This is a genomic window from Arthrobacter sp. V1I9 (genome assembly GCF_030817075.1).
In the GTDB taxonomy this organism is placed as follows: domain Bacteria; phylum Actinomycetota; class Actinomycetes; order Actinomycetales; family Micrococcaceae; genus Arthrobacter.
Window position 1 is genome coordinate 1,925,426 of the sequence record NZ_JAUSYU010000001.1, and the last position, 16,837, is coordinate 1,942,262.

Here is a 16,837-nt window from a genome sequence, read left to right on the forward strand (position 1 = left end):
GGCTAGACTGGCCGGATGCAGACATCTCAATGTTATGTAGCGCCCGGCTACGAAAACGTACTGGAGCTCTTCGAATCGTTCCTGGTTGAGGACCCGGACTACAGTGCGCAGCTCGCCGCCTACCATCACGGGAAGCAGGTGGTGGGACTCACCGGTGGACCGGACATGGATGAGCGGACGATAACCGGCGCCTACTCCTGCTCCAAGGGAGTGGCAGCCATGGTGGTGGCACTCCTGGTCCAGGACGGACTGATTGACCTCGACGCCACAGTTGCCCACTACTGGCCGGAATTCGCGGTCCACGGCAAGGACCGGCTGCTGGTGCGTGAGGCTTTGTCCCATCAGGCGGGGCTTCCCGGAGTGGAGGGCGGCTTTGCACTGGACGAGTTCACCACTCCCGGTGCTGCCGCCCGCCTGGCCTCGGCCCGGCCCGCTTGGCAGCCCGGGCGGCAGTTTGGCTACCACGCCCTGACCATCGGGATCCTCATGGAGGAGCTGTGCCGCCGCACGGCAGGAGAATCGCTGCAGGATATGTACCACCGGCGGATCCGGACTGCATTGGACATCGACTTCTTCCTCGGCCTGCCGGAGGAGCTGGAGCCCCGCTACCGGGATGTCCTGTATACCACTGACCCGCAACAGCCGTGGCTCGATCCGCTCAGCCTGGACGGCCTGAACAGCAACGCGGCAGTCAGCACCATTATGGAGCTCCCGAACATCCGGGCTGTGCGCGGCGCAGGCATGTCGGCGGCGGGCGGCGTGGGTTCCGCCGAGGGTTTGGCCAGGCTTTACGCAGCAGCCACCACCGGGATCGACGGCGCGAAGGCATTTCTGAGTCCTGCAACGGTGGAGCTGATGTCCCAGGAACAGGTCTGGGGACTGGACCGATCCTCCGGCCTGGACAACGCTTTTGCCGTGGTGTTCATGAAGCCGCACCCCTCCAGGAACTTTGGCAGTCATCGTGCTTTCGGACACGAGGGCGCCAACGCCGCCCTTGGCTTCGCGGACCCCGCCTACGGCCTGGGATTTGGCTACATTCCCCGGCGTGCGGAGGAGGGACGAACACCCGGGAAAGCCCACCAGCTGGCCGCCGCCGTGCGCCGTTCAGCAGCGGCCTTGTCCTGAACCTTCCTGGCAGGACGTCTTTCTTGCCCTCCTGACCAGCAGCTTTGTCCCCGGCCGCACAGGCGCCCTAGGGTGGATTGGATGGGCAATTCTCAAGCACGTCCGGCAGTCCGGTGGGCCAGGGGGACCCAGTACCTGAAGCAGGCAGTGGAAGGACTGTCCACGGCGTTCGCTGCACAACGCCTGCAATTGGCGGCCAAGGCTGCTCTGGCGGCCGGCCTGGCCTTCCTCATCGCCCCGGTGATGCCCGGGGCCGCAGCCAACTACCCCTACTACGCCCCGCTGGGAGCGCTGGTGGCCATGTACCACAACGTGGCCGGCTCGGTGCGGAATGGGGTTCAAGCCCTGGTTGGGCTCACCGTGGGAATTGGCCTCGCTGTCATCCTGGTGAACATCGCCGATCCCTCGCCCCTGACGGTGGCTTTGTTCATGGGTATCGGCGTGCTTCTGGGCGGGATAAGGGGCATCGGCTCCGGCAGTGACTGGATTCCGACGGCGGCGCTGCTGGTCCTCCTGGTGGGAGGCAACAACGCCGACGACTTTTCCTTTGGCTATCTGGTGCAGATGGGCGTCGGCGTTGGCGTGGGCATCGCGGTTAACTTCCTGGTTTTTCCCCCGCTGCACCTAAAGGCGGCGGCAGCGAGCCTGGACAGCCTCCGTCTTGCCCTCGGCCAACAACTGACGGACATGGGTGCAGCATTAAAGGAAGAGTGGCCGCCCGAGCATGAGGAGTGGTCCCGCCGCTCGGAGGAACTGGCATCAGCCACCGGCTCCGTACGGCACCTCGTCAAAGAAGCTGACGCCAGCCGGCGCGCCAACCCCCGGCGAAGGCTCCATCCCCGGGACATCGACGTGGACTACCGCAACCTTCGTCAACTGGAGCGGGTGACGTTCCATATCCAGGACATGACAGACGTGCTCTCCGACGTGATCTGGGAAAGCGATGTGCCGTACACCGTTCCCCTGCAGGACAATGAACCGCTTGCCGATGCCATTACGGCCACCGGAAATTTGCTTCGTTCCGTCAGCGATGCGGACACAGAGGAGCAGGAGGAACTTCTCAGGGCTGCCACCGCGGCGGTGGAAACCGCAATGGCTGCCACCGCCGCCCGTGAACTGGATGAGGGCGCCGTTCCCGCGTCCGAATCCATCATCCTCAGCCTTCACCGGATCCTGCGTGCTGTCCGGCCAGGTGCCGAGGGACCGCCGTCGTAAGAAAGGGGGCCTGGAAGGACCTCACGGAGCCGCTGAAATGCCGGCGGCCGGAGCGAGGATTCCACGCGGCGAAGTCCGAACGCTCCCATGTTCCCGCCGTGCCCTGAACCGTACTGATGTCCAGCGCAACCCGGCAGGGAAGGAAGACCGGCGCCTCGAAGTCCACGTCCCATATAAACGAATCCCCGCGGACGGCGCCAACGTCGGCGAGCGCCCTGGCGGCAAGGTACATGCCGTGGGCTATGGAGCGCCGCATCCCCAGCGCTTTGGCTGACAGCACGCTGAGGTGGATGGGATTGAAGTCACCGGACACCGCTGCGTAGGCCCTGCCGGTATCAACGCCCAGCTGCCAGAGTCCGGTAGGGTCAGGTGCCGTGAAGCCGGTCCGGACCGCGGCGGCTGAGGTCTTGTCGATACCCGGCAGGAAAACGCCCTTGGCGAGGTACGTTGACGTACCGAGCCAGGAAATGTCTGCCGTCCCTGCCAAGCGCGCCTCGGCCACCACGTCCACTTGTGTCCCTGCGCGGTGGCCACGCAGGTTTTCCACGTGCGCCGTGATGTCCAGGGCGTCGGTGAAGAGCACCGGCGACCTCTGCTCCACGCTGTTCCGCAGATGGATCATGCCCAGCAGCGGGAGCGGAAAGTCGTCCCGGTTCAGCACGCTCATCGCAAGCGGGAACGCCAGGGCATGGATAAAACCGGCCGGCAGGACGTCGCTGGCAGTTTCGCCGATGAGGTGCTGGTAGGCAGTGAGGTTCCCGACGTCCACCGTGACCCCGCGGACCTCGTGGCTCACGGCCGGGAGAACGGAGCCGTCATGCGTCCCAAGCAGCCGGCGCCGGGCGGCCTGGGCTGCCGCATTCAGGTAGAGCTTCGAAAGCGACGGCATCTCCCCCAGGATCACCGGTTGTGCGGGCATCATGCCCCCATCACATACTGTCCGCAGACCCGGAGTACCTCGCCGTTGATACCGCCGGCGGCGTCGCTCGCGAGGAAGGCGATGGTTTCGGCAACGTCGGTTGGCTCCCCGCCCTGCTGCAGCGAGTTCAGGCGCCGCCCCATCTCCCGGAGGACCAGGGGTACCTTGGCTGTCATCTCGGTTTCAATGAAGCCAGGCGCCACGGCGTTGATGCTTCCCCCGTGGGGAGCCAGCAGCGGCGCGGTGGCACGGACCATGCCCATGACCCCGCCCTTGGACGCCGCATAGTTTGTCTGGCCCCGGTTTCCTGCGATGCCGCTGGTGGAGGCGACGCAGACGATCCGTGGAGAAGCGCGGAAGTGTTCGGACGCCAAAAGCGCCTCGTTGATCCGGAGCTGGGCGGCGATGTTGATCTCAATCACCGAGTTCCAGCGGTCCTCATCCATGTTGGCCAGGAGCTTGTCCCGGGTGATGCCGGCATTGTGGACCATAATGTCCAGCCGCCCGTGCCGCTGGACGCAGTGCTCAAGGATCCGCTGTCCGGCGTCCTGCCTGCTGATGTCCAGCTGGAGCGCCGTCCCGCGGACCTCGTTGGCCACCGCTGCCAGCTGCTCACCTGACGCGGGGATATCCACCAGCACCAGGGTGGCCCCGTCCCGGTGCAGGGTCCTGGCGATTGCCGCGCCGATGCCGCGGGCTGCTCCTGTGACGACGGCGATCCTCCCCTTCAGGGGCTTGTCCAGGTCCTGGGGAGGCTCCCCCGCCGTGGAGACTGTGATGAACTGACCGTCCACAAAGGCGGAGCGGCCGGATAGGAAGAACCGGACTGCCTCCAGTGCCCCCGGACTCGCCGCCTGCACGTCCGGTGCCAGGAGGATGCCGTTTCCGGTGGCTCCTGCCCGCAGTTCCTTCGCCAGCGAGCGCAGGAACCCGTCCACTCCCTGGCGCGCGGCTGCTGCCGCCGGAGAGGTTGCGCCTGACGCCGGCCGGGACACGGTAATGGCGCGGCCGCCCGGAGCCAGGTCCCGGAGGGAGGCTGCCGCGGAAAGAATTGGCTTCCCCAGGTCTTCCGGCCGTTCCACCTCATCCAGCACCAGGATGATGGCGCCAAGCTTTTCCCGCGGAACGGCGTGCCGCCGGACGTCCAGATCCCAGGACAGCAGTGCGGCAGCCAGGCTGTCGGCACCGGCAGTATCTCCCTGGACCAGGATGGGCCCGGTGATCAACGGGCCACCGGGCTCGTACCGGCGCAGGACCGCTGGCTGTGGCAGGCCGAGCTTCTTGGCCACATTCCTGCCCAGGCCCTGGTTCACGAACTGTGCGTATTTATCTGTCATCCGTTCCCCCTACAGTGATTCGAGAATCGCAACGACGCCCAGGCCGCCGGCGGCGCATATCGATACGAGGCCCCGGGCAGGACGTCCCTCGGCGGCAGCCTTGTCATGCAGCATCTTGGCGAGTGAAGCAACAATCCGGCCACCGGTGGCGGCAAACGGATGGCCGGCGGCAAGCGAGGACCCGTTGACGTTCAGCTTTGAGCGGTCGACTTTCCCAAAGGCACCCGGCAGACCGAGCCGCGTCCGCCCGAATTCCTCGTCCTCCCAGGCGGCCAGCATGCTGAGGACCGTGGCTGCGAAGGCTTCGTGGATCTCGACGAAATCAAAGTCGTCGAGCGTGAGCCCATGACGGGAGAGCAGCCGGGGCACGGCGAACACCGGGGCCATCAGCAAGCCGTCTTTGCCGTGCACAAAATCCACCGCCGCTGCTTCGGCGTCCACCACGGCGGCGAGCTTGGGCAGGTCGCGGGCATCGGCCCACTCCTCCGAGGACAACAGGACAGTCGAGGCGCCGTCAGTCAGCGGTGTGGAGTTCCCGGCCGTCATGGTGGCGTCGGCGCCGAGGTTCTTCCCGAAGACGGGCTTCAGGGTGGCCAGCTTTTCCTGGGAGGTGTCTGCCCGCAGGTTGCCGTCGCGGGTCAGTCCCCGGTAGGGGGTGAGCAGGTCGTCAAAGAACTTGGCGTCGTAAGCGGCCGCAAGGTTCCGGTGGCTGTTCAGGGCGAGTTCATCCTGTGCCTCGCGCGAAATTTTCCACTGTGCTGTGGTCAGCGCCTGGTGCTCCCCCATGGACAGGCCGGTCCGCGGCTCGGACGTTCCGGGCGCCAGCGGTGCCAGGTCCTTTGGCCGCAGGCGGCTGAGGATCTGCAGCCGCTGTGGAAGGCTCTTGGCCCGGTTGAGGTCGAGGATTACCTCACGGAGGCCTTCGCTGACCACCACCGGCGCGTCCGAGGCGGAATCCACCCCACCGGCGATCGCCGAGTCGATTTGGCCCAGCTTAATCTTGTTGGTCAGCCCCACGACCGTTTCCAGGCCTGTGGCGCACGCCTGCTGGAGGTCGTAGGCGGGGGTCTCCGGGGAAAGGGCAGAACCGAGGACGGCCTCACGCGTGAGGTTGAAATCCCGTGAGTGCTTGAGCACTGCACCCGCGGCCACCTCCCCGATCCGTTCGTCCTGCAGGCCAAAACGTGCGATCAGCCCGTCAAGGGCTGCTGTCAGCATGTCCTGGTTCGAGGACTTGGCATAGGCCCCGCCCGATCGCGCGAACGGGATTCGGTTGCCGCCGACAATGACTGCGCGGCGGTGCACACGGGCGGCGGCAGCGGCGGAAGTCCCGGCCGCGTCAGGTCCGGTGGTGGGCTGTCCGTCAATGGACATGGGTATCTCCTCGGGTCACGTTCGGTTACCGATACCCAGCGTACCTGATACGCTGGGTATCGTGAACATCCAGCAAACGTCCCCCGCTGCCGCCGCGCCCGAAGAGCGGGCGCTCATCACGCTGGCAGAGCCACCGGGAGGAACGGCGCAGGGAGCTGATCAAGTCCGCACGCCGGGCGGTACACACCCTGGGAAGCGACGCATCCATGGAGGACATAGCTGCCGCAGCTGGGACGTCCAAGTCTGTCTTCTACCGCTACTTCGGGGACAAGGCCGGACTCCAGCAGGCAGTGGGCGAAGTTGTCCTCAGCCAAATGCAGCGGCGGATCCAGGAGGCTGCGCAGAGCGCCGTCACCCCGCGCGAAGGCTTGTTGGCAATGGTCACCGCTTATCTGCAGATGGCCAGTACGAGCCCCAACGTCTACACCTTCGTCACCCGGCATGCCGCTGAACCGGACAGCCCCCAGGACGCCGCAGCCGGCTCCGCTGCCCTAGGGCACTTCTTTGACGCCGTCGCCGACATGATTGCCACCCCGATGCGTTCCCACTTGGGCGATGGCAAGGAGGCCGTGATCGGATACTGGCCCAAAGCTGCGATCGGACTGGTGCGGAATGCGGGCGAACAGTGGCTCAGTACCCCTGACTCCGCAACGAAACCCGGGCAGGAAGCGATGGCACGGCAAATTACGGCTTGGCTGTGCGTCGGCATTGCCCCCGAACTGCCCAAGCTGTCCGTCCCGGACGCCTGATCCCGTTGCTTAGCCGCAGCACCATCAACCCACCTGTCAGCACCAACGAAGGACATTGACATGACTGAACTAGTGGACCGTCCCGCCGGAAACCGGCAACGCCCCGCCCCAACGGCCGCCCCCTCTGGAACGGCCCCGCGAACAGCCTCCGCGCAGCCGGCCGTCGACGTCGACGCGCTGGGCGGTCAGCTCCTTGGCAAGTGGGCCGCAACCCGGCTTCAAGCCAGGAGCCTCGCAGCACAGCCGGAGCTGCACAAGATCGAAGGGCTGGCGCATACCGAACACCGTGAGAGGGTCTTCGGGCAGTTGAAGTACCTCGTGGAGAACGAGGCAGTGCACCGCGCGTTCCCCAAGGCGCTGGGCGGCTTCGATGACCACGGCGGGAACATCGCCGGCTTTGAGGAGTTGGTGGTGGCGGACCCGTCACTGCAGATCAAGGCCGGTGTCCAATGGGGACTCTTCGGTTCGGCGGTGATGCACCTCGGCACCGCAGAACACCACTCCAAGTGGCTTCCAGGGATCATGAACCTGGAGATCCCGGGCTGCTTCGCCATGACGGAGACAGGCCACGGCTCTGACGTGGCCAGCATCGCCACCACCGCCACCTATGACCCCGCCACTGATGAATTCGTGGTGCACACGCCGTTCCGGGCAGCCTGGAAGGACTACATCGGCAACGCGGCCACGGACGGCTTGGGCGCAGTGGTGTTCGCCCAACTGGTCACCCGGGGCGTCGGGCACGGCGTCCACGCGTTCTACGTGGACCTGAGGGACCCTGAAACGAAGGAATTCCTGCCCGGTATCGGCGGTGAGGATGACGGCATCAAGGGCGGCCTTAACGGCATTGACAACGGCAGGCTGCACTTCACCAACGTCCGGATCCCACGCACCAACCTGCTGAACCGCTATGGCGACGTGGACAGCGACGGAAAGTACAGCTCCCCCATCGCCAGCCCCGGCCGCCGCTTCTTCACCATGCTGGGCACCCTGGTGCAGGGCCGCGTGTCCCTGGATGGCGCAGCCGTCGCCGCCTCCAAAGTCGCTTTGAAGGCGGCCATCCAGTACGCCACCGAACGCCGCCAGTTCAACGCCTCGTCCCACACGGAGGAGGAAGTGCTCCTGGATTACCAGCGCCACCAGAAGCGCCTGTTCACGAGGCTGGCCACCACCTACGCTGCCAGTTTCGCCCACGAGCAGCTGCTGGAGAAGTTCGACGACGTTTTCTCGGGCGCCCACGATACGGACGAAGACCGCCAGGACCTGGAAACGCTCGCTGCTGCGCTGAAGCCGCTGAGCACCTGGCATGCCTTGGATACCCTGCAGGAGTGCCGCGAAGCCTGCGGCGGCGCCGGGTTCCTGATCGAAAACCGCTTCGCGTCACTGCGGGCCGACCTCGACGTGTACGCCACCTTTGAGGGCGACAACACCGTGCTGCTGCAGCTCGTCGCCAAGCGGCTGCTGGCTGACTACGCCAAGGAATTCCGGAGCGTCGACTTCGGAGTGCTGGCCCGGTACGTCGTGGGCCAGGCCACCGGAGCCGCCATCCACCGCACCGGCCTGCGCCAGGTGGCCCAGTTCGTGGCTGATACGGGGTCGGTGCAAAAGGCCGCGATTGCCCTCCGCGATGAGGAGGGGCAGCGTGCGCTCCTCACCGACCGGGTGCAGACCATGGTGGCCGAGGCTGCGACAGCGCTCAAGGGTACGGGCCGGCTGTCGCAGGAGAAGGGCGCTGCCCTGTTCAACCGGCACCAAAACGAACTCATCGACGCTGCCCAGGCACACGCCGAACTGCTTCAATGGGAGGCGTTCACGGACGCGCTTCGCGATGTCACCGACCCCGGCACTAAAACGGTGCTGACCTGGCTGCGCGACCTGTTCGGACTTTCCCTGATTGAAAAGAACTTGTCCTGGTACCTCATGAACGGCCGCCTTTCCATGCAGCGGGGACGCACCGTGGGTGAGTACATCAACCGGCTGCTCGTGAAGCTCCGCCCGCATGCCGTGGAACTCGTTGATGCATTCGGGTACGGTGAACAGCACGTGCGGGCGAAGATTGCGACGGGCGCCGAGAAGGAACGGCAGGACGAGGCACGGACCTACTTCAGAAGCCAGCGCGCCAGCGGCCAGGCGCCCGTGGACGAGAAGGTGCTGCTGGCCCGCACCGCCGCAGTGAAGCGCAACTGACCATCACCTGACGGCAGGAATGACGACGGCGCCGCTCCCCTTGCGAGGGGGCGGCGCCGTCGTCGTTCCTTCAGAGCAGCCGGCTAGCTCTGTGCCGGAAGCACCGAGCGGTACACCTCGAGGGTTGTTTCGGTGATCGACTCCCAGGAAAAGTGCTGTTCGGCGCGCAGCCGGCCGGCCTGTCCCATGGCGCGGGCCCGCTCGGGGTCCGAGACCACCTCGGTGAGGGCGGCGGCGAATTCGGTGACGAACTTTTCCGGGTCAAGGGGCGTCCCGGTACCGTCGGTAACCTGCTCCAGCTCCACGAGGAGCCCGGTCCGGCCGTGCTCCACCACCTCGGGGATGCCGCCGGTGGCACTGGCCACAACGGCTGCCCCGCAGGCCATGGCTTCCAGGTTCACGATGCCCAGCGGTTCGTAGATGGAGGGGCAGGCGAATGCCGTCGCATGGCTGAGTACCTGGATGAGCTCATTGCGGGGCAGCATGCGTTCAATAAGGACAACGCCGGTCCGCTCCCGCTGCAGGTCCTCGATCAGGCGGGCAGTCTCGGCGGCCAGTTCCGGAGTGTCGGCCGCGCCCAGGCAGAGGACCAGCTGGACGTCGGCGGGAAGCTTCGCGGCAGCCCGCAGAAGGTAGGGAACCCCCTTCTGGCGGGTGTTTCTCCCCACAAAGACAACACTCGGCTTGTCCGGATCAATGCCCAGCGCGCGGACGGCGTCGCTGTTCTCGTCGCGGTTCCACAGCTCGACGTCGATGCCATTGTGGACAACCCGCACCTTGGCCGGGTCCACGTCCGGGTAGCTGCGGAGGATGTCCTGCCGCATGCCCTCCGATACGGCGATGATGGCCGCTGCGGCCTCGTAGGCGGTCTTCTCCACCCACGAGGACAGGGCGTAACCCCCGCCGAGCTGCTCGGCCTTCCAAGGACGGAGCGGTTCAAGGCTGTGGGCGCTGAGAACATGCGGAATCCCGTGCAGCAGGGACGCAAGATGGCCTGCCATGTTGGCGTACCAGGTATGCGAGTGGACCACGTCCGCGCCCTCGACGTCCGGGACGATCCGCAGGTCGACGCCTAGTGTCTGCACAGCCGCGTTTGCCGAACCCAGGTCCTCCGGCACGGAGTAGGAAGTCACCCCGGCGCCATGGTAATCGGCGTCGCGGGGAGCCCCGAAAGCACGAATCTGCAGGTCAACATGCTTACTAAGCACCCTGCTCAATTCGGCCACGTGGACCCCGGCGCCACCATAGATCTCCGGTGGGAACTCTTTAGTCACAATGTCTATTCGCACAAGCACCAAGGTAGTCCTTCACGCTTAACTGTTCTAGTGTGAAGGAGTCCGGGCATGCCGGACTGTCTTGGGGAGTTACGAAGGCGTACAGGAGCGACCAATTATGCCGTTGAACAAAAGAGTCCTGGCCATTGTCCTTGCAGGCGGCGAGGGAAACAGGCTGATGCCGCTGACGGCAGACCGGGCGAAGCCTGCCGTGCCCTTTGCGGGAAGCTACCGCCTGATCGACTTCGCCCTGTCCAACCTGGTGAATTCCCGTTACCTGCAGATCGTCGTACTCACGCAGTACAAGTCGCACAGCCTTGACCGCCACATCTCGGAAACCTGGCGCATGTCTACCCAGCTGGGCAACTACGTGGCCTCCGTCCCGGCACAGCAGCGGGTAGGCAAGAGCTGGTTCCTCGGCAGCGCCAATGCCATCTACCAGTCCCTGAACCTCATCCACGACGCCAACCCGGACATTGTGGTGGTGGTCGGCGCTGACCACGTGTACCGCATGGACTTCGCCCAGATGGTGGCGCAGCACGTCCACAGCGGCGCCAAGGCCACGGTGGCCGCGGTGCGGCAGCCGCTGCACATGGCCGACCAGTTCGGCGTGATCGAAGTGGACCAGGAGAATCCCCAGAAGATCGCCGCGTTCGTGGAAAAGCCCGCCACCACCCCCGGGCTCGCGGCCGACCCCTCACAGTTCCTTGCCTCCATGGGCAACTACGTTTTCGACGCCGACGCCTTGGTCGCGGCGCTGCACGTCGACGCCGAGCGGCTCGACACCAAGCACGACATGGGCGGCGACATCATCCCCTACTTCGTGAACCAGGGCGAAGCGGACGTCTACGACTTCACCCTCAACGACATCCCCGGCTCCACCGAGCGTGACCGTACGTATTGGCGCGACGTCGGCACCATCGACTCCTTCTACGACGCCCACATGGACCTCATCTCCCCGTTGCCGGTCTTCAACCTGTACAACTCCGAATGGCCCATCTACACCCGGCAAAGCATCTCCCCGCCGGCCAAGTTCGTCCGTGGGCAGAACAACACGGTGGGCACCGCGCTGGACTCCATCGTGTCCAGCGGTGTGGTGATCTCCGGTGGTGTGGTGGAAGGGTCCGTCCTCTCCAACGACGTCTACGTGGCCACCAGCAGCCGGGTCATCGATTCCGTCCTGATGGATAAAGTACAGATCGGCGAGGGCGCCGTGATCAACCGGGCCATCATTGACAAAAACGTGAAGGTGCCGGCTGGGGCTGCAATCGGACTGGACCCGGAGCTGGACCGCTCCCGCGGTTTCAAGGTCACAGAGTCCGGGATCACCGTCCTGTCCAAGGGCCAGGAAGTCCCCGAGCCCGGTGAAGCAGAGCGCAAGCTCGCGGCCGCCAACCTGCATCTGGTGCCCAACGCCGTCAAGGCCGCAGCGGAACAGTACCCGGACGTTCGCGAGTCCGTTGACAAGGTGGCTAAAACTCACGCTGCTGCAGCGGCGGAAACAGCGCCCAGCGCACGTATCTCCTGAGCGTGCCCGGGGTGCGCCCGGCAGGGCGCTCCCCTTCGGCCGGCCCTTCTCATCGTGGGGCCGGCACGCAGTCCCAGCCTGTAAAATTGGCCTAATGAGCTCCCCCGATCTGACGCCTGAGGAAATCCAGGCCTGCCTCAAGGTCCTCAACACGATCCACGCTTACGACGAGGAGCATCCGGACTACGTCTCGGTGCGCCGCGCCACCGGGAAAATGTTCAAGGCCGTCAAGCGGCACCGCCGTGTCACCAAGCGCGACCTGATCTCCGAGGCCGACCGCGCCGTGCTCGCCCAGACAGCCACCGCAGCCCCGGACCGGATCGACGACGAAACCCGGGGGAACAAGCTTGCCCCGTCCGCTACGGGCAAGGTTGCCGGCCACCTCATCCGGTCCCGTCCCTGCTACATCTGCAAGCAGCACTACACCCAGGTTGACGCCTTCTACCACCAGCTCTGCCCGGAGTGCGCCGCGTTCAACCACGGCAAACGCGACGCCCGCACCGACCTGACGGGCCGTCGCGCCCTGCTGACCGGCGGACGCGCCAAGATCGGCATGTATATCGCGCTCCGGCTGCTCCGTGACGGCGCCCACACCACCATCACCACCCGGTTCCCCAAGGACGCGGCCCGCCGCTTTGCCGCCATGGAGGACAGCGGCGAGTGGCTGCACCGGCTCCGCATTGTGGGCATCGACCTGCGCGACCCCGCCCAGGTGATGGCCCTGACCGACTCGCTCAACGAGGCCGGCCCCCTGGACATCATCATCAACAACGCAGCCCAGACGGTACGGCGGTCCGGCAACGCCTACAAGCCGCTGGTGGACGCGGAGGACGAACCGCTTCCCGCGGCACTCGAGCATGCCAACGGCGGCCCCGAGCTCGTGACCTTCGGCCACGCCCACGACAAGCACCCCCTGGCCCTGGCCAGCAGCGTCACCGAACATCCGGTCCTCGCCGGGGACGCCATCACCTCACTGGCGCTCTCGACCGGTTCCGCTTCGCTGGAACGCATCGCCTCGGGAACAGCGATCGACGCCGGCGGTCTGGTACCGGATCTGGCCACCATCAACAGCTGGACGCAGGTAGTGGACGAGGTGGACCCGCTGGAAATGCTCGAAGTCCAGCTCTGCAACGTCACAGCCCCCTTCCTGCTGGTCAGCCGGCTCCGCCCCGCCATGAAACGGTCCACAGCGCAGCGGAAGTACATCGTGAACGTCTCAGCCATGGAGGGCCAGTTCTCGCGCGCCTACAAGGGGCCCGGCCATCCGCACACCAACATGGCCAAAGCGGCTCTCAACATGATGACGCGGACCAGCGCGCAGGAAATGCTGGACACCGACGGCATCCTGATGACCGCCGTCGACACCGGCTGGATCACCGACGAGCGTCCCCACTTCACCAAGGTCCGGCTTATGGAGGAAGGCTTCCATGCGCCGCTGGACCTGGTGGACGGGGCAGCGCGGGTCTACGACCCGATCGTGATGGGCGAACACGGCGAGGACCAGTACGGGGTGTTCCTCAAGGACTACAGGCCAAGCCCCTGGTAGTGGCACCGGAGGCGGCGTTGCCAGGGCAGCCCCGGAGTATGCCGGACTAAACGCCGGAGGCGTCCGCAGATGCGGACGCCTCCAAGTGAAACAGCTGCCGGTCAGGCCGGGCGCTATCAGGCGAGCTGGGTGATCTCCACGCTGACGTTCAGTGCGGACCCGCCGCCACCGGACAGGATGCCCTTGAGCGGGGACACGTCGCGGTAGTCCCTCCCCCTGGCCACGGTTACGTGGAAGTCACCGGCAGGCTTGTGGTTGGTGGGATCCCAGCTCCGCCAGTCGCCGTCCCAGAACTCCAGCCAGGCGTGCGACTGCCCGGCCACGGTTTCGCCGATGCCTGCGCTCGCCCGCGGGTGCAGGTACCCCGAGACGTATCGGGCCGGTATACCGCAGCTCCGCAGGGCTCCGATGGCGAGGTGGGCGAGGTCCTGGCAAACTCCCTGGCGCTGGCCCCAGGCCTCCTCGGCATTGGTGGTGACGGCGGTGGAGCCGGACATGTACGTCATCTCGCCGCGCATCCATGCGAAGACGGCCATGGCGGCGTCGTGCGGGTTTTTGTCCGCTACCACGCCGGGGATGATGCCCAGGACCTCGTCCCCGGGACCGCTCAGCCTGGACTGGGGAAGCCAGTCGCTGAACGTATTGAGGGTCTCGGGTGCGGCAAGGACGTCCCAGCCCACAATGTCCGCCTCGGAGGGGATCTTTTCGGCGCGGTGCACTTCCACCGTGATGTTGGAGACCACTTCGAGGTGCTCATGCGGCATCTGCATGTCGAAGGCCGTGACCCTGGTCCCCCAGTAGTCCCGGTAGGTGCTCACCGCGGCCTGCGACGGCGAAACCTTGACCACCGATTCCAGCACCACCTGCTGGGAATCCGTCAGGGGCGTCATCCGGGCCTCGTTGTAGGACAGGGTGACCCGCTTGTTGTACTTGTAGGCCGTCTTGTGAACGATGCTTAGCCGGGTCATGAAACTTCTCCCACCCAGGCCAGTTCGTCCGCCTGATTGAAGTACTTACGGGAAATGGCGTCCGAGGCCTGGGACACTGCCTTCTGCACGCGTTCCATGTGTTCGGGGAGCTCGGACATGAGGTCGTCCGTGCGGTGGAACTCGAGGAACGTGCGCGCCTGCCCCACAATCCGGCGGGCGTCGTTGATGAAGCCCACACGCTGCGCGGAGGGATCCAGTTTGGCAAGGCACTCGTCGGCATCCCGCAGCGCATACACAATGGACCGCGGGAACAGCCGGTCCAGCAGCAGGAATTCGGCAGCGTGCTGGTCGCCGAAGGCGGCCCGGCGCGTGCGCAGGAAGGACTCGTACGCCCCGGCGCAGCGGAGCATGTTGACCCAGGACATGCCTGCGGACAGGACATCGCGGGTGGACAGCATGCGGGCGGTCATGTCGGCCCGCTCCAGGGAGCGTCCCAACACCAGGAACAGCCAGCTTTCATCATGGCTCACCGTGGTGTCCGCCAGGCCGCTCACCATGGCTGTGCGTTCCAGCGTCCAGTTGCAGAACCGGTAGGTGCCCACCACGTCCTTGCGGTGCTGGCTCAACCCGTAGTACGTGGTGTTGAGGCTCTCCCACAAACCGGAGGAAACCGTTTCGCGGGCGCGGCGGGCGTTCTCGCGTGCCGCTCCCAGGGACCCGGCAATCGAGGTGGCGCTGGTCTTGTCGTACGCCAGGGCATGGAGTAGTTCAGGCAGCCCGAAGTCCTCGCTCTGCGGGCGGGCGCCCATAACGGCCAGAAGCTCCTGCGCCACGCTTTTCCGCTCGTCCATGGGCAGGTGGTTCAGCCGCTCCAGGTGCACATCGAGGATGCGCGCCGTGCCGTCGGCACGCTCCACATAACGGCCAATCCAGAAAAGGGACTCGGCAATACGGCTAAGCATTCGCGGCTACCTCCTGCGGGCCCGACACGGGAAAAGACAATCGATGGATCACGGCCCGGTTCACTGCTGCTGCTCCGACTGGCGGTCGCGCCAGTTGCTTTCAACCGGCCACACGGACACGCGTTCTCGCACCGAAATGGACGGCCGGGGCAGGGTCTCCACCGGCACCTGGGGCGAATCGGCAAGGACCCAGGTGTCCTTGGACCCGCCGCCCTGGCTGGAGTTCACAATCAGCGAGCCTTCCTTCAGTGCCACGCGGGTAAGGCCGCCGGGCAGCACCCAGACGTTGTCGCCGTCGTTCACTGCGAAAGGCCGCAGGTCCACGTGGCGGGGGCCGAACTTGTCGCCGCCCAGCGTGGGGACGGTGGAGAGCTGCAGTACCGGCTGCGCGATCCAGCCGCGGGGGTCTGCGATGACCCGCTGGCGGAGGGCGTCCAACTCGTCCTTGGAGGCGTCGGGGCCGATGACCAGGCCCTTGCCGCCAGAGCCGTCCACAGGCTTGACCACGAGTTCTGACAGGTTGTCCAGAGTGTACTCGCGGGCTTCCTTCTCCTCCAGGCGGAAGGTGTCCACGTTCGCGATGATGGGTTCCTCGTTGAGGTAGTAGCGGATGAGGTCCGGGACGTAACTGTAGACCAGTTTGTCATCCGCGACGCCGTTGCCCACTGCGTTCGCGATGGTCACCCCGCCTGCCCGGGCAGCGTTGACGAGCCCGGGGCACCCGAGCATGGAGTCGGCCCGGAACTGCAGCGGGTCCAGGAAGTCGTCGTCGATCCGCTTGTAGATGACGTCCACGCGCTGCTCACCGGCGGTGGTGCGCATGTAGACGCGGTTTCCACGGCAGATGAGGTCGCGGCCTTCCACCAGTTCCACGCCCATCAGGCCGGCGAGCAGGGTGTGCTCGAAGTAGGCGCTGTTGAACACACCGGGGGTCAGGACGACGACGGTGGGATCGTCCACGCCCGCGGGTGCGGTTTTGCGCAGGGCCGAGAGGAGCCGGCGGGGGTATTCCTCAACCGGGCGGATGAGCTGCTGGCCGAAGGCTTCGGGCAGGCCCTTCGCCATGGCACGCCGGTTTTCCAGGACGTAGCTGACCCCGGAAGGGACGCGCACGTTGTCCTCGAGGACCCTGAAGGTTCCGGCCGCATCACGGACGACGTCGATGCCGGAGATGTGCACCCGCACGCCGCCGGCCGGTTCGAAGCCGTGGACCTGACGGTGGAAATGTGCACTGGTGGTCACCAGTTGCCGGGGTATCACGCCGTCGGACACCACGTTCATCTTGTCGTACACGTCGTTGAGGAAGGCCTCAAGCGCGTGCACGCGCTGGGCGACGCCGCGTTCCAGCACATCCCATTCCGCCGCGGGAATGACCCGGGGAACGATATCGAGCGGGAAGGGACGCTCCTCGCCGGCAAAGTCGAAGGTGACACCGCGGTCCAGGAAGGTGCGCGCCATGGAATCGGCACGGGCACTGACATCGGCAAGGGAGAGCTTACGAAGGGCGTCGGCCACCTGCCCATAAGAGTCACGGGCCTGTTGCCCGGGGGCAAACATCTCGTCGTAGGCTCCGGTGCGGCCGGCGGCCACGGAGTAATCCTGGAATAGGTCTGACATGTCCAATAGCCAACCATCTTTTTGTTTCGAATTCATTACTGCCATCCATTCTGGCGTGTTGGCGGACGTGGTCCGGTT

Annotated in this window: 13 protein-coding genes; 6 read left to right on the forward strand and 7 right to left on the reverse strand. The window is 65.7% G+C overall.

Annotated features, from left to right (window positions below):
• The first annotated feature begins 15 nt into the window (after positions 1–15).
• Positions 16–1,125 (forward strand): serine hydrolase domain-containing protein, encoded by a 1,110-nt coding sequence (locus QFZ70_RS09200; RefSeq protein ID WP_307095076.1) that lies wholly within the window; start codon positions 16–18, stop codon positions 1,123–1,125.
• Between the two features lie 81 nt (positions 1,126–1,206).
• Positions 1,207–2,340, forward strand: coding sequence for an aromatic acid exporter family protein (locus QFZ70_RS09205; protein WP_373461561.1), 1,134 nt, complete (start codon positions 1,207–1,209; stop codon positions 2,338–2,340).
• On the opposite strand, the gene QFZ70_RS09210 is transcribed toward QFZ70_RS09205, so the two are convergent.
• The 3 genes from QFZ70_RS09210 to QFZ70_RS09220 are packed head-to-tail and all read right to left on the reverse strand — an operon-like array spanning position 2,282 to position 5,970.
• On the reverse strand, positions 2,282–3,262 hold the full coding sequence (locus QFZ70_RS09210) for a MaoC/PaaZ C-terminal domain-containing protein (protein ID WP_307095078.1): 981 nt from the start codon (positions 3,260–3,262) through the stop codon (positions 2,282–2,284). The two genes, QFZ70_RS09205 and QFZ70_RS09210, sit on opposite strands and share 59 nt — an antisense overlap.
• Positions 3,259–4,596, reverse strand: coding sequence for a 3-oxoacyl-ACP reductase (locus tag QFZ70_RS09215; protein ID WP_307095079.1), 1,338 nt, complete (start codon positions 4,594–4,596; stop codon positions 3,259–3,261). Before QFZ70_RS09215 ends, QFZ70_RS09210 begins: the two co-directional genes overlap by 4 nt.
• A gap of 9 nt (positions 4,597–4,605) precedes the next feature.
• On the reverse strand, positions 4,606–5,970 hold the full coding sequence (locus QFZ70_RS09220) for an acetyl-CoA C-acetyltransferase (RefSeq protein WP_307095080.1): 1,365 nt from the start codon (positions 5,968–5,970) through the stop codon (positions 4,606–4,608).
• A gap of 206 nt (positions 5,971–6,176) precedes the next feature.
• On the opposite strand from QFZ70_RS09220, the gene QFZ70_RS09225 reads away from it, so the two are divergent.
• Positions 6,177–6,719 (forward strand): TetR/AcrR family transcriptional regulator, encoded by a 543-nt coding sequence (locus QFZ70_RS09225; protein ID WP_373461563.1) that lies wholly within the window; start codon positions 6,177–6,179, stop codon positions 6,717–6,719.
• 60 nt (positions 6,720–6,779) lie between these two features.
• Complete coding sequence (locus tag QFZ70_RS09230) at positions 6,780–8,903, forward strand: acyl-CoA dehydrogenase (protein WP_307095081.1); 2,124 nt, start codon at positions 6,780–6,782, stop codon at positions 8,901–8,903.
• A gap of 83 nt (positions 8,904–8,986) precedes the next feature.
• Here the strand turns inward: QFZ70_RS09230 and glgA are convergent, their stop codons facing one another.
• Complete coding sequence (gene glgA / locus QFZ70_RS09235) at positions 8,987–10,192, reverse strand: glycogen synthase (protein WP_307095082.1); 1,206 nt, start codon at positions 10,190–10,192, stop codon at positions 8,987–8,989.
• Between the two features lie 103 nt (positions 10,193–10,295).
• On the opposite strand from glgA, the gene glgC reads away from it, so the two are divergent.
• Both glgC and QFZ70_RS09245 read left to right on the forward strand, forming a co-directional pair.
• A complete protein-coding gene (gene glgC / locus QFZ70_RS09240) occupies positions 10,296–11,705 on the forward strand; it encodes a glucose-1-phosphate adenylyltransferase (protein ID WP_307095083.1) in 1,410 nt (469 codons plus the stop codon).
• 94 nt (positions 11,706–11,799) lie between these two features.
• Positions 11,800–13,251, forward strand: coding sequence for an SDR family NAD(P)-dependent oxidoreductase (locus tag QFZ70_RS09245; protein ID WP_307095085.1), 1,452 nt, complete (start codon positions 11,800–11,802; stop codon positions 13,249–13,251).
• A 116-nt stretch (positions 13,252–13,367) separates the two neighbouring features.
• Here the strand turns inward: QFZ70_RS09245 and QFZ70_RS09250 are convergent, their stop codons facing one another.
• The 3 genes from QFZ70_RS09250 to QFZ70_RS09260 are packed head-to-tail and all read right to left on the reverse strand — an operon-like array spanning position 13,368 to position 16,759.
• On the reverse strand, positions 13,368–14,219 hold the full coding sequence (locus QFZ70_RS09250) for a transglutaminase family protein (RefSeq protein ID WP_307095087.1): 852 nt from the start codon (positions 14,217–14,219) through the stop codon (positions 13,368–13,370).
• A complete protein-coding gene (locus QFZ70_RS09255; protein WP_102975536.1) occupies positions 14,216–15,142 on the reverse strand; it encodes an alpha-E domain-containing protein in 927 nt (308 codons plus the stop codon). The genes QFZ70_RS09250 and QFZ70_RS09255 overlap by 4 nt, the downstream gene beginning before the upstream one ends.
• A gap of 60 nt (positions 15,143–15,202) precedes the next feature.
• Positions 15,203–16,759, reverse strand: a complete 1,557-nt coding sequence (locus QFZ70_RS09260) for a circularly permuted type 2 ATP-grasp protein (RefSeq protein ID WP_307095089.1) — start codon at positions 16,757–16,759, stop codon at positions 15,203–15,205.
• Between the last annotated feature and the right edge of the window lie 78 nt (positions 16,760–16,837).

Coding starts and splice junctions, on each gene's coding strand:
- QFZ70_RS09200 (WP_307095076.1), top strand. CDS start 16: ATGCAGACATCTCAATGTTATGTAGCGCCCGGCTACGAAAACGTACTG.
- QFZ70_RS09205 (WP_373461561.1), top strand. CDS start 1,207: ATGGGCAATTCTCAAGCACGTCCGGCAGTCCGGTGGGCCAGGGGGACC.
- QFZ70_RS09210 (WP_307095078.1), bottom strand. CDS start 3,262: ATGATGCCCGCACAACCGGTGATCCTGGGGGAGATGCCGTCGCTTTCG.
- QFZ70_RS09215 (WP_307095079.1), bottom strand. CDS start 4,596: ATGACAGATAAATACGCACAGTTCGTGAACCAGGGCCTGGGCAGGAAT.
- QFZ70_RS09220 (WP_307095080.1), bottom strand. CDS start 5,970: ATGTCCATTGACGGACAGCCCACCACCGGACCTGACGCGGCCGGGACT.
- QFZ70_RS09225 (WP_373461563.1), top strand. CDS start 6,177: ATGGAGGACATAGCTGCCGCAGCTGGGACGTCCAAGTCTGTCTTCTAC.
- QFZ70_RS09230 (WP_307095081.1), top strand. CDS start 6,780: ATGACTGAACTAGTGGACCGTCCCGCCGGAAACCGGCAACGCCCCGCC.
- glgC (WP_307095083.1), top strand. CDS start 10,296: ATGCCGTTGAACAAAAGAGTCCTGGCCATTGTCCTTGCAGGCGGCGAG.
- QFZ70_RS09245 (WP_307095085.1), top strand. CDS start 11,800: ATGAGCTCCCCCGATCTGACGCCTGAGGAAATCCAGGCCTGCCTCAAG.
- QFZ70_RS09250 (WP_307095087.1), bottom strand. CDS start 14,219: ATGACCCGGCTAAGCATCGTTCACAAGACGGCCTACAAGTACAACAAG.
- QFZ70_RS09255 (WP_102975536.1), bottom strand. CDS start 15,142: ATGCTTAGCCGTATTGCCGAGTCCCTTTTCTGGATTGGCCGTTATGTG.
- QFZ70_RS09260 (WP_307095089.1), bottom strand. CDS start 16,759: ATGTCAGACCTATTCCAGGATTACTCCGTGGCCGCCGGCCGCACCGGA.